The 25,193-nt window shown below is 39.8% G+C and carries 23 protein-coding genes and 2 tRNA genes; 13 read left to right on the plus strand and 12 right to left on the minus strand.

What is annotated here, in order from left to right; translation table 11 throughout:
• Positions 1 to 32: 32 nt before the first annotated feature.
• The 5 genes from H3U73_RS04360 to H3U73_RS04380 form a co-directional block, all read right to left on the minus strand.
• Positions 33 to 827, minus strand: a complete 795-nt coding sequence (locus tag H3U73_RS04360) for an ABC transporter ATP-binding protein (protein WP_037393448.1) — start codon at positions 825 to 827, stop codon at positions 33 to 35.
• Positions 824 to 1,726, minus strand: coding sequence for an ABC transporter permease (locus H3U73_RS04365; protein WP_025330629.1), 903 nt, complete (start codon positions 1,724 to 1,726; stop codon positions 824 to 826). Before H3U73_RS04365 ends, H3U73_RS04360 begins: the two co-directional genes overlap by 4 nt.
• Before the next feature lie 103 nt (positions 1,727 to 1,829).
• Positions 1,830 to 2,828, minus strand: a complete 999-nt coding sequence (locus tag H3U73_RS04370; RefSeq protein ID WP_198190108.1) for an ABC transporter substrate-binding protein — start codon at positions 2,826 to 2,828, stop codon at positions 1,830 to 1,832.
• Between the two features lie 288 nt (positions 2,829 to 3,116).
• Positions 3,117 to 3,920: a squalene/phytoene synthase family protein gene (locus tag H3U73_RS04375; RefSeq protein ID WP_198190109.1), complete on the minus strand. Its 804-nt coding sequence runs from the start codon at positions 3,918 to 3,920 to the stop codon at positions 3,117 to 3,119.
• A 129-nt stretch (positions 3,921 to 4,049) separates the two neighbouring features.
• A complete protein-coding gene (locus H3U73_RS04380) occupies positions 4,050 to 4,715 on the minus strand; it encodes a DUF421 domain-containing protein (protein WP_025330626.1) in 666 nt (221 codons plus the stop codon).
• Between the two features lie 381 nt (positions 4,716 to 5,096).
• On the opposite strand from H3U73_RS04380, the gene rlmB reads away from it, so the two are divergent.
• Genes rlmB through H3U73_RS04395 form a run of 3 tightly spaced genes read left to right on the plus strand, consistent with a single transcriptional unit; the run spans position 5,097 to position 7,289 of the window.
• On the plus strand, positions 5,097 to 5,840 hold the full coding sequence (gene rlmB / locus H3U73_RS04385; RefSeq protein ID WP_084551869.1) for a 23S rRNA (guanosine(2251)-2'-O)-methyltransferase RlmB: 744 nt from the start codon (positions 5,097 to 5,099) through the stop codon (positions 5,838 to 5,840).
• Between the two features lie 58 nt (positions 5,841 to 5,898).
• Positions 5,899 to 6,333: an NfeD family protein gene (locus H3U73_RS04390; protein WP_025330624.1), complete on the plus strand. Its 435-nt coding sequence runs from the start codon at positions 5,899 to 5,901 to the stop codon at positions 6,331 to 6,333.
• A 2-nt stretch (positions 6,334 to 6,335) separates the two neighbouring features.
• Positions 6,336 to 7,289 (plus strand): SPFH domain-containing protein, encoded by a 954-nt coding sequence (locus H3U73_RS04395; RefSeq protein WP_037393457.1) that lies wholly within the window; start codon positions 6,336 to 6,338, stop codon positions 7,287 to 7,289.
• A gap of 128 nt (positions 7,290 to 7,417) precedes the next feature.
• Here H3U73_RS04395 and H3U73_RS04400 read toward each other — a convergent pair whose 3' ends face one another.
• On the minus strand, positions 7,418 to 7,795 hold the full coding sequence (locus tag H3U73_RS04400) for an Mth938-like domain-containing protein (RefSeq protein WP_084551972.1): 378 nt from the start codon (positions 7,793 to 7,795) through the stop codon (positions 7,418 to 7,420).
• 147 nt (positions 7,796 to 7,942) lie between these two features.
• On the opposite strand from H3U73_RS04400, the gene H3U73_RS04405 reads away from it, so the two are divergent.
• From H3U73_RS04405 to H3U73_RS04415, 3 genes are all read left to right on the plus strand, one after another.
• Complete coding sequence (locus H3U73_RS04405; protein WP_084551868.1) at positions 7,943 to 9,256, plus strand: homoserine dehydrogenase; 1,314 nt, start codon at positions 7,943 to 7,945, stop codon at positions 9,254 to 9,256.
• A 336-nt stretch (positions 9,257 to 9,592) separates the two neighbouring features.
• On the plus strand, positions 9,593 to 10,099 hold the full coding sequence (locus H3U73_RS04410; RefSeq protein ID WP_084551548.1) for a type IV pilin protein: 507 nt from the start codon (positions 9,593 to 9,595) through the stop codon (positions 10,097 to 10,099).
• Between the two features lie 96 nt (positions 10,100 to 10,195).
• The gene (locus H3U73_RS04415; RefSeq protein ID WP_084551549.1) at positions 10,196 to 12,100 is read left to right on the plus strand and encodes an ATP-binding cassette domain-containing protein; all 1,905 of its coding nucleotides are present in this window, start codon (positions 10,196 to 10,198) and stop codon (positions 12,098 to 12,100) included.
• 50 nt (positions 12,101 to 12,150) lie between these two features.
• Here H3U73_RS04415 and H3U73_RS04420 read toward each other — a convergent pair whose 3' ends face one another.
• From H3U73_RS04420 to pmbA, 3 genes are all read right to left on the minus strand, one after another.
• Positions 12,151 to 13,398: a DUF1615 domain-containing protein gene (locus H3U73_RS04420; RefSeq protein ID WP_084551550.1), complete on the minus strand. Its 1,248-nt coding sequence runs from the start codon at positions 13,396 to 13,398 to the stop codon at positions 12,151 to 12,153.
• Positions 13,399 to 13,451: 53 nt separating this feature from the next.
• A complete protein-coding gene (locus H3U73_RS04425) occupies positions 13,452 to 13,940 on the minus strand; it encodes a disulfide bond formation protein B (protein WP_084551551.1) in 489 nt (162 codons plus the stop codon).
• Between the two features lie 87 nt (positions 13,941 to 14,027).
• Positions 14,028 to 15,386 carry a metalloprotease PmbA gene (gene pmbA / locus H3U73_RS04430; protein ID WP_232336199.1) on the minus strand — a complete coding sequence of 453 codons (1,359 nt, stop codon included), beginning with the start codon at positions 15,384 to 15,386 and terminating at the stop codon, positions 14,028 to 14,030.
• 117 nt (positions 15,387 to 15,503) lie between these two features.
• On the opposite strand from pmbA, the gene yjgA reads away from it, so the two are divergent.
• The 6 genes from yjgA (at position 15,504) to H3U73_RS04460 (ending at position 21,099) form a co-directional block, all read left to right on the plus strand.
• Positions 15,504 to 16,028, plus strand: coding sequence for a ribosome biogenesis factor YjgA (gene yjgA, locus H3U73_RS04435; protein ID WP_025330615.1), 525 nt, complete (start codon positions 15,504 to 15,506; stop codon positions 16,026 to 16,028).
• Between the two features lie 83 nt (positions 16,029 to 16,111).
• On the plus strand, positions 16,112 to 16,900 hold the full coding sequence (trpC, locus tag H3U73_RS04440) for an indole-3-glycerol phosphate synthase TrpC (protein ID WP_025330614.1): 789 nt from the start codon (positions 16,112 to 16,114) through the stop codon (positions 16,898 to 16,900).
• A 51-nt stretch (positions 16,901 to 16,951) separates the two neighbouring features.
• Entirely contained in the window at positions 16,952 to 17,728 is a 777-nt protein-coding gene (gene map, locus H3U73_RS04445) for a type I methionyl aminopeptidase (protein WP_025330613.1), read from the plus strand.
• A 317-nt stretch (positions 17,729 to 18,045) separates the two neighbouring features.
• The gene (locus H3U73_RS04450; protein ID WP_025330612.1) at positions 18,046 to 18,330 is read left to right on the plus strand and encodes a DNA-binding transcriptional regulator; all 285 of its coding nucleotides are present in this window, start codon (positions 18,046 to 18,048) and stop codon (positions 18,328 to 18,330) included.
• Between the two features lie 118 nt (positions 18,331 to 18,448).
• Positions 18,449 to 19,324 (plus strand): folate-binding protein YgfZ, encoded by an 876-nt coding sequence (locus tag H3U73_RS04455; RefSeq protein ID WP_198190110.1) that lies wholly within the window; start codon positions 18,449 to 18,451, stop codon positions 19,322 to 19,324.
• A 176-nt stretch (positions 19,325 to 19,500) separates the two neighbouring features.
• Entirely contained in the window at positions 19,501 to 21,099 is a 1,599-nt protein-coding gene (locus H3U73_RS04460; protein ID WP_198190111.1) for a peptide chain release factor 3, read from the plus strand.
• Between the two features lie 575 nt (positions 21,100 to 21,674).
• Here H3U73_RS04460 and H3U73_RS04465 read toward each other — a convergent pair.
• Positions 21,675 to 22,106, minus strand: coding sequence for a hypothetical protein (locus H3U73_RS04465; RefSeq protein WP_198190112.1), 432 nt, complete (start codon positions 22,104 to 22,106; stop codon positions 21,675 to 21,677).
• A gap of 841 nt (positions 22,107 to 22,947) precedes the next feature.
• Between H3U73_RS04465 and H3U73_RS04470 the strand changes: the two genes are divergently transcribed.
• Positions 22,948 to 24,249, plus strand: coding sequence for a threonine/serine exporter ThrE family protein (locus H3U73_RS04470; protein ID WP_025330607.1), 1,302 nt, complete (start codon positions 22,948 to 22,950; stop codon positions 24,247 to 24,249).
• Positions 24,250 to 24,439: 190 nt separating this feature from the next.
• On the opposite strand, the gene H3U73_RS04475 is transcribed toward H3U73_RS04470, so the two are convergent.
• A tRNA-Leu gene (locus tag H3U73_RS04475) sits at positions 24,440 to 24,526 on the minus strand.
• Positions 24,527 to 25,106: 580 nt separating this feature from the next.
• Positions 25,107 to 25,193, minus strand: a tRNA-Leu gene (locus H3U73_RS04480).

A 25,193-nucleotide genomic window follows, 5' to 3' on the forward strand; every position in this document is an offset into this window, starting at 1 on the left:
ATGCTGACAGCCTGTTTTATAAACACAGAGGTTTAGCTCAGTAATAAAGCATCATCAGATACTTTTTCGCCCTGAGTATGTTCGAACATCTTTAATAGATCCGCCACACTCATACCGGCACGTTTGTCACCAGCCACATCCAACACCACGCGCCCCTGATGCAGCATGACAGTACGTGATCCGTGATCCAGAGCCTGCTGCATCGAATGTGTTACCATCATTGCAGTTAATTTATTTTCACGCACAATGCGGTCTGTCAGCTCCAGTACAAAAGCGGCTGTTTTAGGATCCAGTGCAGCTGTATGCTCATCAAGCAATAAAATTTTAGAACTTTGCAACGAAGCCATCAACAAACTGACAGCCTGTCGCTGTCCACCGGAAAGCAGACCAATTCTGTCGCTCAATCGGTTCTCCAGCCCCAGGTTAAGCATTGCCAGTTTTTCACGGAACAGTTCACGATACTGACGTTTAATAGCCGGACGCAAACCACGACTGCTGCCACGCCGTAGTGCCAGAGCCATATTTTCTTCAATGGTTAAGGCTTCACAGGTACCGGCAAGAGGGTCTTGAAAAACACGTGCTACTAATGGTGCACGTTTATAAGCAGGTTCACTGGTAACATCTTTACTATTGATAGTAATCGTACCGGAATCCACCATGGTGTCACCGCTAATGGCATTAAGAAAAGTAGATTTACCGGCACCATTACTGCCGATAACGGTAACAAATTCACCATCGGCAATACTTAAACTCATGCCTCGCAAAGCAGGATTTTCAATTGGTGTTCCCGCATTGAATGTGAGGCGTAAATTATCTGCGCGCATCATGCTTTGAATTTCCTTTTAAAGTAACCTTTGATTGCCGGCAAACGCAGCGCAAGTACAACTAAAATTGCTGTAACCAGATTTAAATCCTGCGGTCCAAAGCCTATATGCTGCAATGTATCACTGCCCAGCGCCAGCGCAATAAATGCACGGTAAAGTACTGCTCCCACTATAACAGCCAGTGTAATGATGATAAACCGTTTTCCCGGAATCAGGGTTTCACCAATAATCACTGCGGCCAGCCCGACGACAATCGTGCCGATACCGATTGATATATCTGCACCGCCCTGAGTCTGCACAAATAGTGCACCGGCCAAGGCAATAAATGCGTTTGATATCGCCATGCCTAACAGTAAAATACGTGAGGTATTTACACCCTGAGCACGAGCCATTCGTGCATTTACGCCGGTAGCTCGCATTGATAAGCCAATTTCTGTAGCAAAAAACCAGTCCAGAAAAAATTTGGCAATCAGCACAAAACCAAAAATTACCAGCGGCTGCACCCAATACTGGTTGCTTCCGTCTGCATTAAAAAACGGCGTAAATACACTGGGCTGATCCAGTAAAGGCAAATTAGGTGCCCCCATAATACGCAGGTTAACCGAATACAAAGCAACCATAACCAGAATACTGGCTAACAGCTGCATGATTTTTAAAGAAACATGCAGCCATGCTGTTACCAAACCGGCACATGCACCGGCAACTCCGCCAAGTGCAGTAGCCAGCCACGGATTAATACCATGGGTAACACAAATGGCAAATACAGCACCGCCGAGCGGAAAACTGCCATCGGCAGTTAAATCAGGAAAATCCAGAATACGGAATGAAATCAGTACACCCAGAGCAACGAGAGCATATATCAGTCCGCTTTCTAAAGCGCCAAATAAAGCTATAGAAGACATATTAACCAATTAATAAATTGTGGTTGAAAATAAAAACAACATCGGCAAAGCCTGAATCAGCTTGCCGATGTTACGGTATCCGTCCCAGAGGCTTTCTATAATCCTAATCGATTAATTTAGCCTGTTTGAGTAATTGCTCCGAAAATGTAATACCTTGTTCGGCAGCATGAGATTTACTTACCATCAAATCAAGCTGATCTGCGGTCATACGCTGCGGAGCAATGTTACCAGCCTGCTCTCCTTTGAGAATCCGGCCTACAATTTTACCAGTAGCTGTACCAAGCTCATGATAATTAACCCCCAGTGCTACAGCTGCACCGCGTTTTACTGAGCCGGTATCTGAAGCCACCAAGGGCATTTTCATGTCTTTGGCAACTTTGTACATGGATTCATAAGCAGAAACCACATTATTGTCCAGAGAGGTATAAATCAGATCTGCCTTACCCTGCAAGCTTTTAGTAGCCATGGGAACATCAGTTGTACGCTGTGCCGGTGCTGCGGCCACAGTAATACCGTCCTTAGCCAGTAAAGACTGTAATTGTCCGAGCACAACAGTTGAATTGATTTCCCCCGGGCTATATACATAACCCACTGTTTTCAGGTTAGGTACCACTTGTTTCATTAAATCAATCTGTGGCTGTAAAGGCAGTTCATCAGACACACCGGTAACATTGGTTTTGCTGGGTTCCCAGCTTGTTACCAGTTTGGCTGCAACCGGATCGGTTACTGCTGCAAACACTATCGGAATTTTGCGCGTTGCTGCAACCATAGACTGCGCGCTTGGCGTGCCGATAGTGACAATTACATCCGGATTACTGCCGGCAAATTTTTTAGCAATCTGACCGGCAGTAGCAGTATTCCCTTGTGCACTTTGAAAATCCAGCTGAAGATTTTTACCCTGTTCATAGCCTTCAGCACGCAGTTCATCTATCACACCCTGACGTACAGCATCCAAAGCAGGATGTTCAACAATTGCCGTAATGGCTACTTTTTTCGTATTGGTATCGCTGGTTTTATTTCCCTGTTCGGATTGCGAACAGGCAGAAAGCAAACAGACAGCAGTTAAACCCAGAATAAGTAAGGTTTTTTTTGCTCTGAGCATATTGGGTTCCTCAGCACAGGGTTAATCCGGAAACAATTTAGCAATAAAATTGCTTACACCTGCACCAGTAAGCAGATGATGGCATAAATTATACAAAAATCCAGCCTTATTGCGTAATTAAAATTGCTCAGATATACGCTTTTACATTGAAATATAATTTCAATATTTTATTTATTTAAGCAATAAAATTTTAAAAATATAATTCAATTACAAAAATAGTTCTTATAACTCATAATACTCGCCATATCACACTTTTCTTAGAAAACATCCTACTTCACATTTTTTAATCTATACCGGCCGAAAACCACACAACCACGTTTTCCAGAATAACCGTTGCTGACGCGGTCGGGGTACGACCAGCTGATATTGCATGATATTCTGTAGTCCGTCCTGCTCAATTTCATTAAGCTGAGCCCGGGCTACTGCGAGCATGGCCAGACTGGGGCGCTGCCTGCGGTTATCTGCAGAGGGCAGCAAAGCAAGAGCAGAATTAAACTGCTGTTTTAATGCAGCAAGCCATGCATTCATCAATGTTGTAAATTCAACCCCACCGTGTCGGTTAAGTACCAAATGAGCCGGAACATTAAATTGCTGTAATAACTCTACTGGAATATACAGCTTCCCCAGCCTTGTATCCGCACCAATCCGTGAGTAAATCATCACCAGCTGACATATTTCACCCACTTTATCGGCAAATTCCAAAGTTTGTTCTGCACTGAATCCCAAAACTCTGCTTGTTAAACGCCCCTGCACCATCCCTGCCTGTTTACTATAATGGCATAGCTGTTCCATATCCTGAAATCTGGCCTGAGTTAATTGCGTACGAAGTGCATCAGGCAAAGCCAGTATTTCAGCCAATGGTAAAGAATATCGGATAATAAATGGTTTTAAAGCCTGTAATAAAGGATGTTCAGGAACAGAATCAGAGTTATACAGCTTATCTAGTTGTCGCTCCCACCATCGCAGTGTTGTCAAAGCCACATTAGCATCAGAACAATCTTCTACTACATCATTTAATTCTTGCTGCAAAGCATACAAAGCTATCAGTGCATGACGCTGCACCGAGGAAAGAAAAGGAAAACGAAAAGCCATAGCATTCCTGCTATGGCAAATTTTCTGAAGACAATATTCGAGTGGCTGCACAGCAATAAATTAAATTAACCTAAAACAGTATTGTAACCTTTTCCGGATATTTCTCCAGCCACTAATCTGCAATAAAAATTAACTTTTTAGCGTATCTTTTTTTACTTCACCGTTACGAAGTACAAAATTTAAACTATTATTCCAGAATTCAACCAGAAATAAATCATCTTCCGTCAGGTGCTGCTGCTGAATTTTTTGCTCCAGCCACTTTTCATCCTTATTTATCCGATGCAATTCCGTTGTACGCACCTCTCCTTCCTTAAATAAAATTAATGAAGGATATTTGCCTTTATCAGTTAACACCGTCAGCGAACCACTGGGCTCAATCTGTGCATAACTGACTTCCTGAAACGAAGTAATACCCTGAGCATGCAAAAGTGAAGCCACATTAAGAATATCAATCTTATTCTTTTTACGCAGAATATTATCCATCAAAAAATGTCCGTCTTTCATAATCGGAATCGGTTCACCAATAGCAAACATTCGGATAAAGCTGACATGCTTGCATACCCAGTTTAATAACGAAATAAGGCAAACCCCGATTAACAACACTATAATATACTGATAAATCGGAATATCCTGATTATAAATCACCCCACCGATAATACCGCCAAGTACAAAGTTTCCAATAAAATCTACCGGTGTCATCTGATTCAACTGCGTTTTACCTGTTACATTCAAATGCAGAATGACAATAATAAAACCAACAAGAAACTTAGCCAGCACCCATAAATAATATTCCATAAGAATTTTTCCTGTATTAAAGTTAAATTCCCGACCAGCTATCACCGGTCAGAGTTCATTCCCCTCATACAAGCATCATTCTTAACTTTATTCATAAACTCTGAAAATGAACATTAAGATACTTTAGTTTAATTTGCTTTATTTTAAATAAATGATAAAGATAACATTTTACAAGCAATAATTTTTTATCAAGATGTAACTGATACCGTCTTAACCCTGAGCGAAAAATTTAATTACCTGTCAACGGTATTTATTTCTTTTATCAGGAAAATTACATCACAATTACATTTTTAAAAGAAGAATGATATTTATTCGGTATAATCAGATTAGTACACTAATTTCCGTTATAATTGGTTTCTTTACTCACTAAATGAAATATACATGTCAAATCAGCGCCTCATCATTGGCTTTCACGCAGTTAATGCCCGTTTATGGCAAAACCCGGACAGCATAATTGAACTTTATGTACTGGAGGGTAAACATGATGCCCGTATGCGCGATGTATTAAATAAAGCTGAAGCAGAAAATGTGCGCATTATCAGCGCAGATCAGGCACGGCTCGATACTTTGAGTAAACATGCCCGCCATCAGGGTGTAGTGGGCTTTATCGATGCTTCCAGACAACATGTAGACATAGAAGATGTACTTGAAAATCTGAATGAACCACCGTTATTGCTGATTCTTGACGGCATTACAGATCCGCATAATCTGGGAGCCTGTTTGCGTGTTGCAGATGTTATGGGAGTTCACGCGGTAATTGCACCCAAAGATAAAAGTGTCGGATTAAATGCTACCGTAAGTAAAGTAGCCTGTGGTGCTGCTGAAACAGTACCTTATATTACAGTAACAAATCTGGCACGCACCATTCGTGAATTGAAAAAGCGCGGTATCTGGATTATCGGTACTGATATGAACGGTAGTGATGACTTATATCACTTTACGGCCCCGGAAGCAGTAGCATGGGTAATGGGTGCAGAAGGTAATGGCATGCGCCGTTTAACACGAGATCTGTGTGATACACTGGTATCCATTCCCATGTTCGGAACCGTTGAAAGCCTGAATGTTTCTGTCAGCACTGGTATCGTTCTGAGCGAAACCCGTAGGCAACGGATACTATCTGCCTGAAGTCGGCTTTACAATAAAACACATTTTTGTTAAATATTATAAAGTTAAGGAGATACTGATGATTTGGTGTATTGCAGCTTTGGTTCTGTTTGTATTGGAAATGTTTAGCGGCACTTTTTATATGCTGGTAATCAGTGCCTCATTACTAAGTGCCGGTCTGGCTGAATGGCTGCTGAAAACCAGTGAGAGCGTCAATGCTGTTATTGCAATAGTTTTTTCTATTCTGGGTATTACCATCGTACGTGCCTGGCAAAATAAACATCCGCGTGAAAACATGGCAAAACCAACTGATGATCCGGACTACGGTCAGACAGTGATACTTACTCAGCTCCTACCCGACGGATTATGGCAGGTACATTATCGGGGCACTATCTGGCAGGCTCGTTTTAATCATCCAACTGACGCAAAATCCGGTGACAGTGCTCAAATCATCAGCCATCAAGGCAATATTTTAAATATTACTTCTCAAGCCCCTTCTACTCAGCAGGAATAATCATGATTCTGACTTTTATTTTTCTCGCCGCCATTGTTGCATTTATCTGCATGGCATTTAAAGTTGTACCTCAGCAGGAAGTCTATATTGTTGAACGTTTAGGCCGCTATCACGCTACTCTGGTAGCCGGTCTTAATTTTATTATTCCGATTATCGATCGTGTCGCTTATAAACATACTTTAAAGGAAATACCACTGGATGTACCCAGTCAGGTTTGTATTACCCGCGATAATACACAGCTTACAGTGGATGGTATTATCTATTTTCAGGTAACTGATCCTAAACTTGCATCCTATGGCTCCAGTAACTTTGTAGTTGCCATTACCCAACTGGCACAAACAACATTACGTTCAGTTATTGGTCGTATGGAACTGGATAAAACTTTTGAAGAACGTGATGATATTAACCATACCGTGGTTGCCTCATTGGATGAAGCAGCGGTTTCATGGGGCGTTAAAGTATTGCGCTATGAAATCAAAGATTTGGTTCCACCTCAGGAAATTCTGCGCTCAATGCAAGCTCAGATTACAGCTGAACGGGAAAAACGCGCACGTATTGCTCAGTCTGAAGGGATCAAGCAGGAACAGATTAATCTGGCGGCCGGTCAGCGTGAAGCTGAAATTCAGAAGTCACAAGGTGAAGCTCAAGCTTCTATCAATGAATCTCAGGGTGCCAAAGTAGCACAGATTAATCGCGCCGAAGGTGAAGCTGAAGCTTTGCGTCTGGTTGCACAGGCGACCGCGGAAGCAATTCGTCAGGTAGCTGCCGCAGTAAAAGAACCGGGCGGTACAGAAGCTGTGAATCTGAAAGTGGCTGAACAATACGTAGATGCTTTTGCTAAACTGGCAAAAACCAATAACACTCTGATTATGCCTGCTAATGTTGCAGATATTGGTAGTCTGGTAAGTGCTGGCATGAGCATTATCAAAGGTCAGAACAACACAGCAGTTAAATAAATAACTTACGTAACTATTAAAAAATCAGGTTCCGGTTAATGATACCGGCAGCCTGATTTTTTATCCTTAACCCTGATACTGATTATTTCTAAATTATTCTTTTTAAAAGCAATATATTTAAATACATACTACTCTTCTGTAAATGGCCACAACCATGCCCAGACACTGCGGCCTTCACTGCGCAATACCATAAAAGTACGGCAAGCAGCAGCTGTAGACATACTTTCTACACCGATTCCTTTTGCGACTAATTGTGAAGTCAGACGCGGATGAATAAACACATGATGATTTCCGGTACCGATTAAAATCACTTCAGGCTTAAACTGTAAAGCCTGAGTAAAATCATCAATGGTTAACTCACTGGCTGCTTGCTTATCCAGTGTGAGCACCTTATCAGCAGTAATACATACAGGTTGAGTATATTGCCGGCCGTTTACAGTAATTTTTCCGGTATCAACTTCCTCAATCCATAATCCTTGTTTATCCCGGATTTCTTCAATTTGCATTAAAATTTCCTCATGCATAACCACACAACATACTATGGCTGTAGTAGTCAAAAAAGTAGTTTTCGGCTAGCATAGTAGATTATTCACGTAAAATTGCAAGTATCAGGCAGTCCCATAAATTAAATTTGTCTATTTGAAGGAGTAAACATGCAGCCTCTGCGTATAGGCTTGCTGGGCGTCGGCACAGTAGGTGGTGGTACCGTCAAGTTATTACAGAATAATGCGGATGAAATTACCCGCCGGCTCGGTCGCGAATTAATTATTACCCGTGCAGCAAGTCGTAATATTGAACGTACCCGGGAAATATGCGGCAATAGCACATTTGTTAGTGATGATGTATTTGAAGTAGTAAATGCAACTGATGTTGATGTTGTGGTAGAACTGATTGGCGGTACAACAATAGCTAAAGACGCTGTGATTCAGGCAATCAGAAACGGAAAACACATCGTTACAGCCAATAAAAAACTACTGGCAGAGTACGGTAACGAAATTTTCCGACTGGCTTCTGAACACAATGTAATGGTGATGTATGAAGCTGCAGTTGCCGGCGGTATTCCCATTATTAAAGCTTTACGTGAGGGGCTGGCTGCCAACCATATCGAATCTATTGCCGGCATTATCAATGGCACCAGTAATTTCATTCTGAGTGAAATGCGTACCCGAGGCAGCACCTTTCCGGAAGCATTAAAACAAGCACAAGAACTAGGTTATGCAGAAGCCGATCCTACATTCGATATTGAAGGTCATGATGCCGGTCATAAATTAAGTATTATTTCCGCACTGGCATTCGGAACCCCGATTAATTTTAGCCAGTGTTATCTGGAAGGCATCAGTCATCTGGAGAGTCTGGACATCTGTTATGCTGAGGAACTAGGCTATCGCATTAAATTACTTGGTATTACCCGCAAAACTCCGCAAGGTATTGAGCTGCGTGTACACCCTACTTTAATCCCTGAAAGCCGATTACTGGCAAAAGTAGAAGGAGTTATGAATGCTGTATCTGTTCAGGCAGATATGATTGGGCAGACACTCTATTATGGTGCTGGTGCTGGTGCCGGCCCAACTGCCAGTGCGGTAATGGCTGATATTATTGATGTAACCCGATTACAGAATGCTGAAGCCAGCTACCGAGTTCCCTATCTGGCTTTTCAGTCTAATTCATTACAAAATATCTCCATTCTGCCAATGGATGAAATCACCAGCAGTTATTATCTGCGTGTATCTGCCTGCGATGAACCAGGTGTGCTGGGAGAAATTGCGAATATTCTTGCTGCAGAAAATATTTCTATTGAGGCTCTCATCCAAAAAGGTATGATTAATAAGGAATCTGCCGAAATTGTTATCCTGACACATTCAACCAAAGAACGTTTTATCAAACAGTCAATGGCCAGAATTCAGGCATTACCACGGGTGTTATCCCCAGTTACCATGATTCGGATGGAAAGCTTACATCCTAGATAATTCCATCACTTATCATGTTTCTGAAACGGGCATTATTTGCCCGTTTTTTTATTGTCGTTACAGAAGTCAGCACATAGTTAGCTGTACCGTTTGTAAAAATAAAAATTTTTATTTTTACAATATCGACAAAAGTAATTTAATTATCAATATCAGATTATTATTTCCGAGCATATAATAATTGAATATGCATAAAATAATTAAGCCAATCATATTTATATAATGTATTTATAAAATTTCAATAATTTACAATTAATTCATCATTTAAATGAATAAAATATACAAAATAAATATATTTATATATAATATTATACTAAAATATTGATTGTTTTTTCCATAATGGTTCGTATATTCCATCAGTTACCAGTCAGACATCATCCGCTTTCTACCCGCAAAAAAATACAGGGCTACAGCATGCTTCAGCTTCTGGTTACTCTGGCTGTTATCATCATATTAACCGTTATAGCTTATCCATATTATCGTCAGCATCAGTTACAGGCACGATTAAATCAGGCGAAGGCGGCACTGCTGATTAATGGTCAATTTCTTGCTGTACATTATCAGAAACATCTTAGTTATAAACAAAACAAGCACAACTGGCCAGAATTACCTGTCAGTAAAAATCAGCATTTCTGTTTTCGTATACAAGGGAACCCGAGTTTTGCTCGTGAAGAGCATTTCACACTTAAAGCTGTAGCCATTAATACTGAAGCTGAACCCCGAATTATCAAACTAAATCAGGATGGCAGAATATTTATCTGTCAAAGCAGTACCAGCCGCTGCGATGAAGAAAATCATTTTTTTGATGGTAAAGGTCAGCCAGACAAAAAATGCCGGATTTTTTAATTATTCTATATACAGGACAATAGCAACATATTAACTGTTAAACTGATACAATACACTCGTTTTCATAATTGATATCAGAACATATCCGTTTTAATCATGAGTATTCTGTCACTCGATAATGCCTGCTTTGCTGTAGGTCACCACTCCTTACTGGATCATGCATCTCTGCAAATGGATGCAGGTGAAAAAATAGGCTTTATTGGTCGCAATGGTGCCGGGAAATCCACATTACTGAAAATTCTGGCCCGGGTACAGAAACTGGATGACGGATTGTTGACCATCCAAAACAACCAAAAAGTTGTGTATGTTCCGCAGGAGTCTTTTTTTGACCCGCAGACCACTGTATTTGACACCATAGCCCAAGGATTGGGTGAACTGCAAAATCTGTTACGTGAGTATCATGAGCTCAGCCAGAATATAGGTGATGAAGCCAGTCTGAATCGGTTAACTGAATTACAAAATGAGCTGGAAAACCGTAACGGCTGGCAATTTGATGCCTTAATTGCGCAAACCTTAAGTGAATTACAACTGCCGGAAAACGAATTGATTGGCAATTTAAGCGGTGGTCAGAAAAAGCGCGTTGCTCTGGCTCAGGCATGGGTACAAAAACCTGATATCCTGTTACTGGATGAACCAACCAACCATCTGGATATTGAAGCGATAGAATGGATGGAAAATCTGCTAGGCAATTTTGCCGGCAGCCTGATTGTCGTAACACATGACCGACGCTTTCTGGATCGTGTAGCTACGCGTATCATCGAATTAGACCGCGGACATTTACGTAGCTACCCGGGAAGTTTTAGTGCTTATAGTGAAAAAAAAGCACAGGAACTGGCTGTTGAAGCTGAACATAACCGGCTTTTTGATAAATTTCATGCTCAGGAAGAAGCATGGATTCGCAAAGGCATTGAAGCACGCCGCACACGTAACCAGGGGCGGGTAAAACGACTGGAACAACTGCGCCGCGAACGCGCTGCACGTCGTGAGGTGCAGGGTCAGGTCAGCTTTAATTTAAATCGTGGTGAAGCCAGCGGGAAAATTATAGCAGAGCTTGAACACGCCGGATTTGCTTATGGTGAACACCTTATTATGCGTGATTTCTCTTGTGTTATTCAGCGCGGTGACAAAATCGGTCTGATAGGATCAAATGGTGTTGGCAAAACCACCTTTTTAAAATTGATTTTAGGTGAATTACAGCCAACCTCAGGCAAAATTCGGCTGGGTTCACGTCAGGAAGTTGCCTATTTTGATCAGTTTCGTAGTGCATTAAATGAAAACGATACTGTTTTTGATACTATAGGTCAGGGTAATGATTACATTGATATTGGCGGCCAGCGTAAACACGTAATTGGTTATCTTGAAGAATTTCTGTTTTCTCCGGCCAGAGTTCGTAGTGAAGTCAAATCACTTTCTGGTGGCGAGCGCAACCGGCTATTACTGGCTAAACTATTTACTCGTCCGGCGAATATTCTGGTACTTGATGAACCAACAAATGATTTGGATATCGATACGCAGGAATTACTGGAAGAGTTATTGCGGGATTATAACGGCACCGTATTTCTTGTCAGCCACGATCGTACTTTTCTGGATAATGTAGTTACCCAATCCATAGTTTTCAAAGGTAATGGTCAGTTAAAAGAATACATAGGCGGTTATCAGGATTATATTGACGCCCAAAAACGTGAACAAAGCTTACTAACACCAGCGCCCACAACAAGCAAAAATACCAGTAATCCTGATAAAAACCGGCAAAAAAGCCGACGCAACGATAAACTTTCCTACAACGAACAACGTGAACTCGCCAGCTTACCCGACAAGCTTGCTGCTCTCGAAGCAGAGCAGCAAGAGCTGAATAATAAACTTTCCGATCCGGAAATATTCAAAAATGACTATAAACTGGCAACTGAATGGCAAACACGTATTGCTGAAATTGAAGAGCTGATGCTGGAAAAACTTGAACGCTGGGAAATCCTTGAAGCAAAACAAAAAAATCAGGGCTAATCCGATAAAAAAGCCAGTATATTCATATACTGGCTTTTTTATGTTTGAATTTATCTTTTACGATGGCGTCCGGTCCCTCCACCATGCCGCATACAAGTTTCATAACGACGTGTGACATTAGTAGCATACCAGTTGGTATTATAATCTTTGCTTAACTTTGGTCCGCTAATTACAACCTGTGGCATAATGGCATATGGCGGATTCTTACCGAACTGTTGCTTATATAAAGTAATTACATTCTGATAGGTGGATGTATTTTCAAATTCTGCCTGTTTTTCCTGTAATAAATCTGCACGTATCTGTTCCGGTTTCATTGGCATACCATGATCGGCAAATAACTGATTCAGTGCAGTTTCAGTCTGACTTGGCATTGATTGCGCCTTATCATCTTTATCATACAGCAATAAATCTCCATCCAGTGCCATATCTGCATTAAGCAGTTTATTTATATCTTGCTGAAAAGCCGCATTACGGCTTGAATACATGCCGGAATTATAATCAGCAAAACGATATTGAGCATTATCATAGGCTGCTGGATACTTCATTAGCCGGTGAATACCATAATATAAACCACCTTCACGTGTATACATATAATCACGTAATTCATTTACCGAAGCATTATCGCGCTGATGTTCACGTGCGTATTTTACTGATACCTGCATTGAACCAATTGTTGTAATCGGATTATTATCTTCTCCGATATCCTTTCCCATAAATTTAGCTGCGGCATTGGTAATTGAATCTGCATAAAATTGCTTTGAAACATAAGCAAATATCTGCCGGTAAATTAAATCCAGCTGCTGTTCGGTTTTAACCGTACGCATCTGTATCAGGAAACTGTTTTCTTTGCTGGGTTCATTAACCAGCACTGAAGTAAAATAGCGTGAAACTGCCGGTCCCAGAGCAGGTCCGAACTGTCTGACAAATTTTTGCGGCACTTCTGTCTGAAAAGCTTTAATTGCTTTATTACCAAGATCCGGAACAGTTGGATTAGCAACAAAATTTGACTCCTGATCTACAACGGCAATTACACTACATACATTTTCCTGTGTTTTACTGATTTTCAGCTCATCCATGATCCGGCTAATATCCACAGCCCACGCATCTCGTTCTTTTACACGAGCAGGTATTAGCCTGCTTATCTGAGAAGGCTGATTTAATATTCTGCTGCTGTCATTCGGTGAATTATCATCTCCGCCAGACCATCCGCCACTGTCCTTACATGCAGACAGACTGTATAGCAGAAACCCGGCCAGTGTTATATGACTAATAGTCTTCAGTAAAAATCTAGCATTCATACCATAGCATTCATTCGAACAAATCTGTTTTCAGCAGGAAACTCAGCCCGGTTTTAGCCCTTACGGCTTCGCCAAAACCATACCCAGACCCAAATCAATACAGCTGTAAAAAATAACGCACTCCATATTGGTAAAGGTATCATTAAAATTTTCTGAACCTCACCACAATTACCTGTACCGCGAATAATCGGTTCATACCAATGAAACAATGGCGCATCACGCAGACGGAAAGTCCACGGTGCGCCACAGGATGGCTGATCCATCAATGGCAGATGCTGAATATATATCTGATATACAGCTACACCCAGTCCGCCTATGGGTGCCAGACTGACCACAATAGCATTTATCACCCGCTCAATACAGTTGCGGTTCGGACAGCAGGCACACAAAAATGCCAGAAGCGCAGTGGCAATAACCGCAACGCGCTGAACAATACACAGCACACACGGGTTCATACCCAGAACATACTGACCAACAAAAGAACCAGCTGCACAAAGCACAGCCAGAAAAAATACACACCACAATGTTTTACGGAAGCTCATTTTCAATCCTTTTAAGCAGACAGTTACCAAACATTTCTACTTCCTGCCCGTCTATTAATCAAACAAATTCCCATAATCATTTACGTTTCAGGCACCAGCAATAGTCATATTATCTATCAGAATAGATCCAACTTTATGCGTACTGCGCTTTAACGCATCATCTGCTGCACCAACCATCGCCATAAACATTTCCTGTAAACGTGAAGCGATTGTAATACCCTCTACCGGATAGGCAATCACACCGTTTTCCACCCAGAAACCTGCCGCGCCTCGCGAATAGTCACCAGTAATAGCATTTACACCCTGCCCCATCAACTCAGTAACCAATAAACCGGTTCCCATTGTTTTCAATAAATCGTCCTGACTGGCATGGGTATGATTAAGGTATAAATTATGAACACCACCTGCATTTCCAGTAGTGCGCATACCTAACTTACGCGCACTGTAGCTGCCAAGAAAATAACCCGCAACAGAGCCTTCATTGATAACAGTACGTTCATGTGTGGCTACACCCTCAGCATCAAAATATGTACTGGCAAGCGCTTTTTTCACATGTGGTTTCTCTGTAAGACATACCCAGGGCGCCATAATCTGTTTACCAAGGCTATCCACCAGAAAACTGGTTTGCCGATATAACGCACTACCACTCAGTGCACCTACCAGATGACCAATTAGACTACCGGCTATAGTAGTATCAAAAATTACCGGATATTTTCCTGTAGCCATAGATCTGCCATCCAAACGCCGTACTGTACGTGTTGCCGCTGTCTGTCCGATAATTTCAGCATCAGCAAGATCTCGTGCATCACGCGCTAAATCGTACCAATAATCACGCTGCATTCCAGAAGCGTCCGCAGCCACCACACTACAGGAAATACTGTGCCTGCTGCCGCGCTGATAAGCACAAAAATCATTACTGTTGGCATATACAAACTGATAATGATCAGTCTGTACTTCTGCTCCTTCGGAGTTTTTGATACGCTCATCCGTATCAAGTGCTGCCTGTTCGGTTTTTATACCAATCTCAATTGCTTCATCAGCAGACAGCCGCCAGGGGAAAAAAGATTCTGTATCACCGAATTCCGTTGCCAGTAATGCCGCATCCGCCAAACCGGCGCAATCATCCTGAGCAGTAAAACGGGCAATATTCAAAGCTGCACCGATGACTTCGTCAATTGCCTTATTACTAAAATCAGCAGTACTTGCACGCCCTTTAGCCTGTCCCAGATAAACAGTTACATCCAGAGATTTATCCTGCTGATACTCAATATGTTCGACATTCTGCTGGCGTACCTGTACATTCTGACCCGCAGATTCACTGATATCAATTTCAACAGAACTGGCTCCCTGCTTTCTGGCTTTATTGATTGCCTGCTGGCACAGCTCCTGTAACTGATCGGCACTATGATGAAACATTAATCTACTCTCATGCGAAGAAGCCTGCATTCTAACATGCTGATTTCAGCACTGGCAGCAGTTAAACATACATGTCAACTGAAATGATATGGATTTTTTGCTAAAATAGATACTTGAAATTCCGATATACACGTAATACATACATATATGAACAGTAATACAGACAGTCAGTCCCGTGCAGACGAAGAATGGGTAAGTAAAACCCAATTGAAAAAGCAAATGAATGATTTGCAGCAATTAGGTATGGAGCTAACTAAACTGTCTGCTGATACACTGAAAAAAATAAATTTGTCAGAGGATTTATTACAGGCAGTATTAAGCTATCAGAAAATTACCTCTAACAGCGCACTGAAACGTCAGGCTCAGTTTATCGGTCGTCTGATGCGCGAAACCGATACCAAACCAATCAGTGATTATCTGGCTCGCCTCAAAGGCGAAAACAGTGCACACAATGCTTATTTACAAAGGCTGGAAAATCTGCGTGATCGTTTAATTTCCGATGACAGCAGCCTTACTGAAATTATCAGCCGCTATCCGCATATTGATATCAATAATCTGCGTACATTAATCCGCAATGCCCGTAAGGAACAGGCAGCAGGAAAGCCACCAAAAGCTTTCCGCGCTATTTTTCAGGTATTGAAAACGGAAATTAGTGAAGATACAGCATCCTGAACCCTTACTTCTTTCTTCACACAATTCATCTTTCACTTTTTTCATTAATTCAGCTTCAGCATGTAACTTCGGACAAAAAAACCATGAGTGATATCTTAAATAAAATTATTGCCACAAAAAAAACCGAAATGGTTACAGCCAAAACGGCTGAATCACTGGCTGAAGTGCGGGCAAAAGCCTATGACCAAGCCCCTGCGCGTCCTTTTCTTGAAGCAATACATACAAAACATCATCAGGGAAAAGCTGCCATTATTGCCGAAGTTAAAAAAGCTAGCCCGTCTAAAGGACTGATTCGTCCTGATTTTTCACCAGAAAAAATTGCCAGAGATTATCAGCTTGGTGGCGCAGCCTGCATGTCTGTATTAACAGACAAAAACTATTTTCAGGGTAACCTTGGCTATCTGAATCTCGCACGCAATGCCTGCAATCTGCCGGTACTGCGCAAAGATTTCATCATAGATGTCTATCAGGTATACCAGTCCCGGGCATACAATGCAGATGCAATCTTACTTATTGCAGCAGCATTAAGCCGTACCCAGTTAACCGAATATGAAGCCATTGCTCACGAGCTGGGTATGACTGTATTACTCGAAATTCATAACGAAGACGAACTTGAAAAATGCATTAATATGCGTACCCCGCTATGGGGAGTAAACAATCGTAATCTGCGTACTTTCGAAGTAGATTTACAACAAACTATCAAACTTCTGCCTGCATTAACCGGAAAAACTATTGTGACAGAAAGTGGTATTTTCACCACAAACGATATTCATATGATGCAACAGCATCAGGTTAACACTTTTCTTATCGGTGAAAGCCTTATGCGTAAACAAAACATTGCTGATGAACTAAGTTTACTGGTCAATGCTTAAATTATTGTACACATTAACTGAATTGTTTTAATTACCCTAAAAGGAAAAATCATGGCCGTGATTATTAAGAATGCAGAAGAAATTGCTGCAATGCGTGTTGCTGGCCGGCTGGCTGCCGAAGCTCTTGACTACATAGGCCAGTTTATCAAACCGGGAATCACCACCAATGAAATTGACCGTCTGATTCACGATTACCATATCAATGTTCAGGGCGGCTATCCTGCCCCGTTAGGTTATGGCAACCCGCCATTTCCCAAGTCATGCTGTACTTCTGTTAACCATGTAATCTGTCACGGCATACCTGATGATAAACCACTAAAAAATGGCGATATATTAAATATAGATGTCACCATTATCAAAGATGGTTTTCATGGCGACTCAAGCCGCATGTATGCTGTCGGAGAAATCAGCCCGCAGGCACGCCGTCTCATTAACATCACTCACCAGAGTATGATGGCCGGTATTTCTGTAGTTAAGCCGGGCGCGACACTTGGGGATATTGGTTACGCCTGCCAGCAAGTGGCAGAAAATGCAGGTTACTCCATGGTGCAGGAATTTTGCGGACATGGGGTCGGACGCGGATTCCATGAAGAACCACAAGTGTTGCATTATGGTCGTCGTCATACAGGATTAAAATTGCAACCCGGTATGATATTTACAATTGAGCCAATGGTTAATCAAGGTAAACGTCATTTGCGTATATTAGGTGACGGATGGACTGTTGTAACCAAAGACCACAAACTCTCTGCACAATGGGAACACGAGGTATTGGTTACTGATGACGGCTATGAAATACTCACAGTTAGTCCATTAACAGGTAAACCCTAATTCACCTTGAAATATCATAAATTTACATTTAAGCTGCACGAATATCTGATATAAGGCAATAAATCTTAATTTAGTTTAATTAAAATAAATTTGTATTATCCTGTTATACCGCATTTTGATAAAACAATAGCAATATTGTATTGAATGTAAAAACAATTGTGATAATATTGATGTCCATAGATAATTATGCATAATGGTAAAACATTTTTCATAACATTTATTGATAAATTTTTATCAAAATAAATAATTATCTGTGAATGACCATATTAATTAATTCAACTAAACATAGACAACTAGCTTTTTAAGGTATAAAAATCATGAAAGCATTCAAGCCTATTAACAATGTGCGCGAAATCCGTAAAAAACTTGGTCTGAATCAGATTGAGTTCTGGAGTCAGGTTGGCGTTACTCAGTCTGGCGGTTCCCGTTATGAAGCAGGTCGTAATATCCCGAAGCCAGTTCGTGAACTGGTTCGTCTGGTACACGTTGAACAATTGGAATTAAGCAAACTTAATCGCGTAAATATGGAAGTGGCTGAACTGCTTAAAACTGAGCATCCTGATATGTATCAGCAGCTTAAAGCCAAAGTAGAAGGTAAATAATCCTCTCTGCTCATTAGTCCCTTATCAAAGCTCCGTACCATCTCTGGACGGAGCTTTTATTTTGTATATTAAAAATTCCAACCTTATAATAAGCAAAACGATTAATTAGGATTTATACATGACACACACAGCATCTACCCTGATACCCTTTTTCGGTCTTATTCGGGTTAGCGGCGAAGATCGCACCACATTTTTGCATAATCAACTTTCAAATGACATCAACCATCTTGCAGAAGGACAGGCATGTCTGGCAACTTATAACACAGCTAAAGGTCGAGTCATCGCCAATATGCTTCTACTTAACAGAGGAGACGATATTATTCTGATTGCTGCAGCCGATCTGTGTGAAACACTACAGAAAAAATTGCAAATGTACATTATGCGCAGCAAAGTAAAATTAGAAACCTTGCCTGAATGGGGCGTAGCAGTTTGTTTACCAAATGATACTCCTGTATCAGATACACCAGAACAACCTCAATATGTATTATCAGCAACAACGACAAATCAGATCTGGCAGATACAACTGCCAGATCACTCCTTGGTCAGTATCGGCAAAATCGAACAGCTGCCACCATTGAATACAGAAAATGCCATAGCATGGAAAACTCATGAAATTACCTGCGGCAATCCATGGATTAGTGCAGCCACCACAGAAACATGTGTGGCACAAATGCTCAATCAGCAGCTTATCGGTGCCGTGCATTTTAAAAAAGGATGTTATCCAGGACAGGAAATTATCGCTCGCGCCCAGTACCGCGGTCAGGTAAAACGCGGCTTGGTACTTGTTGAAAGTGCTACCTCGCTTTCCGACGGAAACAGCATATATGATAGCAACAATGAAGAAGCGGGGCTGATTATCAATCAGGTACAACAAGACTCAGTTTCATTGGCACTGGCAGTTATTAAACACAATGCTGCCCAGGCACAGCTACAATGTAACAACCAAGTTTTAAATATAAAAAAATGCTTTTTTTCTACAGCTAATGATGACTAACCGGTTTATATCACCGGTAAACAGCCGATAAACAAGATTTTTTTCATAAAAAATTATGATTAACAGCACTAAACTATCCAATTAACAGATTTCATATCAACCTGTGCTACAATATATACCTCTTTACAAGACGGCCACAGCCGTCTTGTTTTTATTGTTTTCAGAATATAAAAATCATGAGTCAGATTGCCCAGGAAGCGGCACGACGCCGCACATTTGCGATTATTTCCCATCCGGATGCCGGTAAAACCACCCTAACAGAAAAACTGCTATTGTTTTCCGGAGCTATCCTCTCTGCAGGTACAGTAAAAGGGAAAAAATCCGGTAAATTTGCCACATCAGACTGGATGGAAATCGAAAAACAGCGTGGTATTTCCGTAGCCTCATCTGTGATGCAGTTTGATTATCGTCAACATGTTGTTAACCTGCTTGATACACCCGGCCACGAAGATTTTTCTGAAGATACTTATCGCGTACTCACTGCCGTTGACAGTGCCTTGATGGTTATCGATGCAGCCAAAGGCGTAGAAGCACAAACAATCAAACTTTTAAATGTTTGTCGCCTGCGTGACACACCGATTGTTACCTTCATGAACAAATATGACCGCGAAGTTCGCGATTCACTTGAACTGCTCGATGAAGTTGAAAACATACTGCACATCCGCTGCGCTCCGATTACCTGGCCGATTGGTATGGGAAAAAATTTCAAAGGTGTCTATCACATCCTGAATGATGAGATTTACCTCTTTGAAGCCGGTGGCGAGAAGCTGCCACATGAATTTGATGTAATCAAAGGTATCAATAATTCCCGACTGAATGAACTCTTTCCGATAGAAATTCAGCAACTGCGCGAAGAAATTGAGCTCGTGCAGGCTGCTTCAAATGAATTTGATTTAGAAGCATTTCTGCGCGGCGAGCTGACGCCTGTCTTCTTTGGTTCAGCTATCAACAATTTCGGTATTCAGGAAATCCTCAATGCATTGATTGACTGGGCACCGGCTCCTCAGCCCAGAGAAACACTAGAGCGTGTGGTCGAACCAACTGAAAACAAATTTTCCGGGTTTGTATTTAAAATACAGGCCAATATGGACGCCAAGCATCGCGACCGTATTGCTTTTTTGCGCGTGTGTTCTGGTGAATTTACCCGGGGCATGAAAATCAAACACCTGCGCCTTAACCGAGACATTGCTGCATCCAGTGTTGTCACTTTTATGTCACATACCCGTGAACTGGTTGAAGAGGCTTTTGCTGGTGATATTATCGGTATCCCTAATCACGGTAATATCCAGATTGGCGACAGCTTCACCGAAGGTGAACGCCTCACCTTTACCGGCATCCCGTTTTTTGCACCGGAACTGTTTCGTGCTGTGAGAATTAAAAATCCATTAAAAATGAAACAACTGCAAAAAGGATTACAACAACTTGGTGAAGAAGGTGCAGTACAGGTATTCAGACCTCATAATGGCGGCGATCTGATACTCGGTGCTGTAGGTGTATTGCAGTTTGAAGTAGTTACCGCTCGTCTCGCCAACGAATATGGTGTTGATGCCGTATTTGAATCTGTCAGCATCTGGTCAGCACGCTGGGTGTCCTGCTCTGACCGGAAAAAACTGGCTGAATTTGAAAAAGCCAACATACTTAATCTCGCAACGGATGCTGGTGGTAACCTAACCTATCTGGCTCCCAACCGTGTAAACCTGTCTCTGACAGAAGAGCGCTGGCCGGATATTCGTTTTCATGAAACCCGCGAATTAACAGCACAGATTAATCAATAGATTTTCTGCACAAACAGAAGCAGCTTATTCCTTAAAGGAAAAGCTGCTTACTCTTTTAAAAACATCTAATACTAATTTAAATCAATTTATTTCCACTTTGAACACATAAAATATCTGCGAATTTTATTAAGAGTAATACCATATCCCAGTATATAACTTTGTAACTCTAAATTACTTAAAAGTAGCAGTAAGTATAGGATTGTTTTATTGTGCGGTGAACAAAGTATATACATTTATACATGCTGGAAATATTGTAAAATCGCTGCTGACTTAATTAAATTATCTACTTTCCCACTATAATCTAATAATAAAATTGCCCTTTTTTATCTGCAGACACCCATTTGATTCAAAAAATTTTTATTTGCAGAAGTGTTTTTTTATGATTTTTTGATTATAAATTGCTGATTTTTTTTGCTTAATATTTTTCTACATCATTTTTTCTTAAATTATCCTTTGTACAATTTTATTTAATTCTCTTATCAAATCTCAATTAAACATAGAGGTTATGTTCTCTTTGATTTAAGTTACTTAATATCAAGTCGGCTATAAATTAATAATTAAAATTTTTTGTATTATTAATCTGAAATACAAGCATTAATAGCAGTGCACTGGAGCCATTTTTTTATTATCTTATTTTCTTTTGATGCATATTCGATTTTATAAAAATTATTTTTATAACTTAATAATTTTATCTGATCTCCTCTAACCAAATATATTCTTGTTTTATCAGATAAATTGGGGGAATCATACAAATAACCCTTATCCACTGTAAGTTTAAATCCATATTCTTTGGGAATATATTGAGTCAACAGAAATCGGTTTATACATTCTTTAATACCAGTTGAAGGATAAAGTGAACTACAAAACTTTAAAGCATATTTTTCCGTTAATAAATTAAAATAAATATTGTACTGTTTTTGTTCTGGAATATTAGTAAAATATTGTTGTATTTCATTATTCACTAAAATTTTATTATGATTCATTAGTAAAATTAATTCATTAATCATAGCATTTTGTTCATTCAGTAAACATAATGGATAACTAAATTTATCTTCCTGACCAAATAAATAAATATCAATATTAGAATAGACCCAATTACATTTTTTATTAACTTCTTTTTCCCATTCCTGCTGATAAATATCAATATCTCTTTTTTAAAATAATTTCAGATAATTGATTTATAATAATATAATTAGCTTGTATTTTATTATCTAGATTATTAAGCATCTCATCAATTAGACTGATTTTACTAAAAGCATTGTTACTTATAAATGTTAATATAAATAATAAAATTTTCTTCATTATTTTGATCCCTTTTCAAAAAATTAACTTTTTCATCTTTTCTTTTTAATAGCTCTGTTAAATTTTTATACGATCATAATTTCATCATATTTACATGTCTTCCTTTTCCTGATTTGCATAACCATATCATCATATAAATTACCTGAGAATTATTATAAAACACACAATTTTTTATTATCATAAATTCAATATTTATGTAAATAGCATATTTATATGCTATATTACCTATTATTTTCTTTACTTGATGCTGTACATCTTTGATTAATTTAAGCAGCATTCAACTGTTTATTTACAAAATACCTAGAAATTAAACCTGAAAAGCTCAATTAATAATATATAACGTATATCATGGGGTTGATTATCTTAGAACTAATTGACTAAGAGATATATTTTAATAATTATTTTTTAGAAGATAATTAAATCTGAGAAGCCGAATATATTCATTTGCTACAGTAGCTGGGAAGTGAATTAAATAATATTTCTTATTAAGCAACATCTATTTACAAGCGTTATAATACTTGCCTACTATTTTTATAAAAAAGTATTATGTCTTTGCCTCTTTCTTCTGATGAGCTTCAGTTAAATATCAAATCGGATCTGGTTTTACGCGTTGGTAAAATTTGTCTGGCAGCAGGTACCGGGAGTTATCGCATTAAGCAGTCAATGCGTCATGTCGCTTATATGCTCGGCGTGGAAAATCAGGCACATATTACGCTTACTGAAATCAACTCTACCTGCCGTAATGGGAAACAATTTAAAACTGAGGTTACCACGATTCAAGGAGTTGGAATTAATACTAATAATATCCAATTGCTTGAAACTCTGCTGATAGAAACACAGGCCCGTTATCAGCAAATGAGTGAAAGCGAGCTGATTCGCTTTCTTGATAAATCTTTGTCAGAAATTGAAAATCAACCAGCCCTATACAGTTTACGGCAGTCAGCTTTGTTTGCTGCGGTTGCGTGTTCATCTTTTACTTTTTTAATCGGTGGTGGTTTGATTGAAATGCTGGGTGTATTTTTTGCCTCTGGTTTTGGCCAGGCGCTAAGAAAAACCCTATTACATAAACATCTGAATCAGTTTGTTGTCACCATGCTGGCCGCAGCTGTAGCTTCTAGTGTGTATTTTCTGATTATTGGCGGTAGTCATCTTTTGCTAAAAGTAAATATTCAGCACACAGCCGGCTATATAGCTTCTATGCTGTTTCTGATACCTGGCTTTCCTTTGATAACCGGAGTGCTGGATTTAGCCAAACTGGATTTTTCATCTGGTATTCAGCGTGTAGGTTATGCCATAACTGTAATTTTTTGCGCCACTTTTGCTGCATGGGTAGTTGCAGCCGGAATCCATATGGCACCGGAAGCTATGCTCTCGCCTAATCTTTACCCGGTATGGACAGCTTTTTTTCGTCTGATTGCCAGCTTTTTTGGTGTACTTGGTTTTTCCCTGCTTTTTAACAGCCCGGTAAAAACTGCTTTAATGACTGCTTTTATCGGCATGTATGCCAATACTTTACGGCTGGAAATGATAGACCTGACTAATATACCTATTCAGGCAGCTTCTTTAATAGCAGCTTTTATTGTCGGTATCAGTGCATTTTATTTTAGCCGCCATAGTAAATGTCCGCGTATTGCTTTATCGGTACCGGCAGTATGTATTATGGTACCGGGCATTTATATGTTTCGCGCTATGTATTTTTTACAGCAAAACGATATTATCAATGCTATTAACTGGGGAGCACAGGCAATGCTTATTGTCTTGGCTTTACCATTAGGCTTAGTACTCGCACGGGTATGCACGGATAAAGAATGGGCATTTAATCAGCTTCCGGCTACGGAACATAAATAGCTTTTTTATTTTGAAAATTATTTATATATTTGATACAAAATAAATTGATATTTGAATTAATAATTCAAATGTAGATTGAGTATGCAAATTTTATGCTAATCTGCAAATCTCTAAAATATGATTATTATTAATTTAAGTTTTACAAAATAAAAAAAGATATCTAAATATTAGATATCTTTTTTTGGAATTCTGGTGCCCAGGAGAAGACTCGAACTTCCACACCATTGCTGGCACATGGACCTGAACCATGCGCGTCTACCAATTCCGCCACCTGGGCTTATTCACCAACACCGTTGTGCTTGTGAAGTTGTGCATTATATATTTTTGGCTAAGATTGTCAACAGTATTACTAGTACATCAGACTATATCTATTGATTATCAAAGAAAAGTATTTTCCAGCAAAGAAAATTGGACTTAATTGTGTAATCACTTTTTTACTAAATTGCTTTTATTCAAGTTTATTTCTTAGCAAATTTAGCTTATTTAGGTTTCTTAATCAAGTATGAGATTTAAAGGTATTTATTTTTTACACTCTAATAACTAAAATCGATTATGAATACGTTTATTCAAATCAGCATGTTCGAGGAACCCTTCTCTTCTCTTAAGTTGGAATTAATGTAATTATTTATATTTGTATACTTCGTTATAGCTTTAGCCCTCGCTATATAGTCCGTCATAATAATTTTCATTAATTTAAAACAATTGTGCCGATGTGAAAGTATATCTTTAAGATACAGATACTCAAAATTTATAAGGTTTATAAGCTTTTGTGAAAGTCTACAGTGAAAACTATTCTGAATTGCTTTTGAAAAGAAATTTTGAAGATTGAAGTTTATTACTAGATAAAGAAAATAACTTGGTGCCCAGGAGAAGACTCGAACTTCCACACCATTGCTGGCACATGGACCTGAACCATGCGCGTCTACCAATTCCGCCACCTGGGC

This window comes from Snodgrassella sp. W8124, from assembly GCF_016100875.1.
GTDB classification, from domain to species: domain Bacteria; phylum Pseudomonadota; class Gammaproteobacteria; order Burkholderiales; family Neisseriaceae; genus Snodgrassella; species Snodgrassella alvi.

Coding starts and splice junctions, on each gene's coding strand:
- H3U73_RS04455 (WP_198190110.1), top strand. CDS start 18,449: ATGACACACACAGCATCTACCCTGATACCCTTTTTCGGTCTTATTCGG.
- H3U73_RS04415 (WP_084551549.1), top strand. CDS start 10,196: ATGAGTATTCTGTCACTCGATAATGCCTGCTTTGCTGTAGGTCACCAC.
- H3U73_RS04420 (WP_084551550.1), bottom strand. CDS start 13,398: ATGAATGCTAGATTTTTACTGAAGACTATTAGTCATATAACACTGGCC.
- H3U73_RS04375 (WP_198190109.1), bottom strand. CDS start 3,920: ATGGCTTTTCGTTTTCCTTTTCTTTCCTCGGTGCAGCGTCATGCACTG.
- H3U73_RS04470 (WP_025330607.1), top strand. CDS start 22,948: ATGTCTTTGCCTCTTTCTTCTGATGAGCTTCAGTTAAATATCAAATCG.
- H3U73_RS04360 (WP_037393448.1), bottom strand. CDS start 827: ATGATGCGCGCAGATAATTTACGCCTCACATTCAATGCGGGAACACCA.
- H3U73_RS04460 (WP_198190111.1), top strand. CDS start 19,501: ATGAGTCAGATTGCCCAGGAAGCGGCACGACGCCGCACATTTGCGATT.
- H3U73_RS04370 (WP_198190108.1), bottom strand. CDS start 2,828: ATGCTCAGAGCAAAAAAAACCTTACTTATTCTGGGTTTAACTGCTGTC.
- yjgA (WP_025330615.1), top strand. CDS start 15,504: ATGAACAGTAATACAGACAGTCAGTCCCGTGCAGACGAAGAATGGGTA.
- H3U73_RS04465 (WP_198190112.1), bottom strand. CDS start 22,106: ATGATTAATGAATTAATTTTACTAATGAATCATAATAAAATTTTAGTG.
- H3U73_RS04410 (WP_084551548.1), top strand. CDS start 9,593: ATGGTTCGTATATTCCATCAGTTACCAGTCAGACATCATCCGCTTTCT.
- pmbA (WP_232336199.1), bottom strand. CDS start 15,386: ATGCAGGCTTCTTCGCATGAGAGTAGATTAATGTTTCATCATAGTGCC.
- H3U73_RS04395 (WP_037393457.1), top strand. CDS start 6,336: ATGATTCTGACTTTTATTTTTCTCGCCGCCATTGTTGCATTTATCTGC.
- H3U73_RS04390 (WP_025330624.1), top strand. CDS start 5,899: ATGATTTGGTGTATTGCAGCTTTGGTTCTGTTTGTATTGGAAATGTTT.
- H3U73_RS04365 (WP_025330629.1), bottom strand. CDS start 1,726: ATGTCTTCTATAGCTTTATTTGGCGCTTTAGAAAGCGGACTGATATAT.
- H3U73_RS04380 (WP_025330626.1), bottom strand. CDS start 4,715: ATGGAATATTATTTATGGGTGCTGGCTAAGTTTCTTGTTGGTTTTATT.
- rlmB (WP_084551869.1), top strand. CDS start 5,097: ATGTCAAATCAGCGCCTCATCATTGGCTTTCACGCAGTTAATGCCCGT.
- map (WP_025330613.1), top strand. CDS start 16,952: ATGGCCGTGATTATTAAGAATGCAGAAGAAATTGCTGCAATGCGTGTT.
- H3U73_RS04400 (WP_084551972.1), bottom strand. CDS start 7,795: ATGCAAATTGAAGAAATCCGGGATAAACAAGGATTATGGATTGAGGAA.
- trpC (WP_025330614.1), top strand. CDS start 16,112: ATGAGTGATATCTTAAATAAAATTATTGCCACAAAAAAAACCGAAATG.
- H3U73_RS04450 (WP_025330612.1), top strand. CDS start 18,046: ATGAAAGCATTCAAGCCTATTAACAATGTGCGCGAAATCCGTAAAAAA.
- H3U73_RS04405 (WP_084551868.1), top strand. CDS start 7,943: ATGCAGCCTCTGCGTATAGGCTTGCTGGGCGTCGGCACAGTAGGTGGT.
- H3U73_RS04425 (WP_084551551.1), bottom strand. CDS start 13,940: ATGAGCTTCCGTAAAACATTGTGGTGTGTATTTTTTCTGGCTGTGCTT.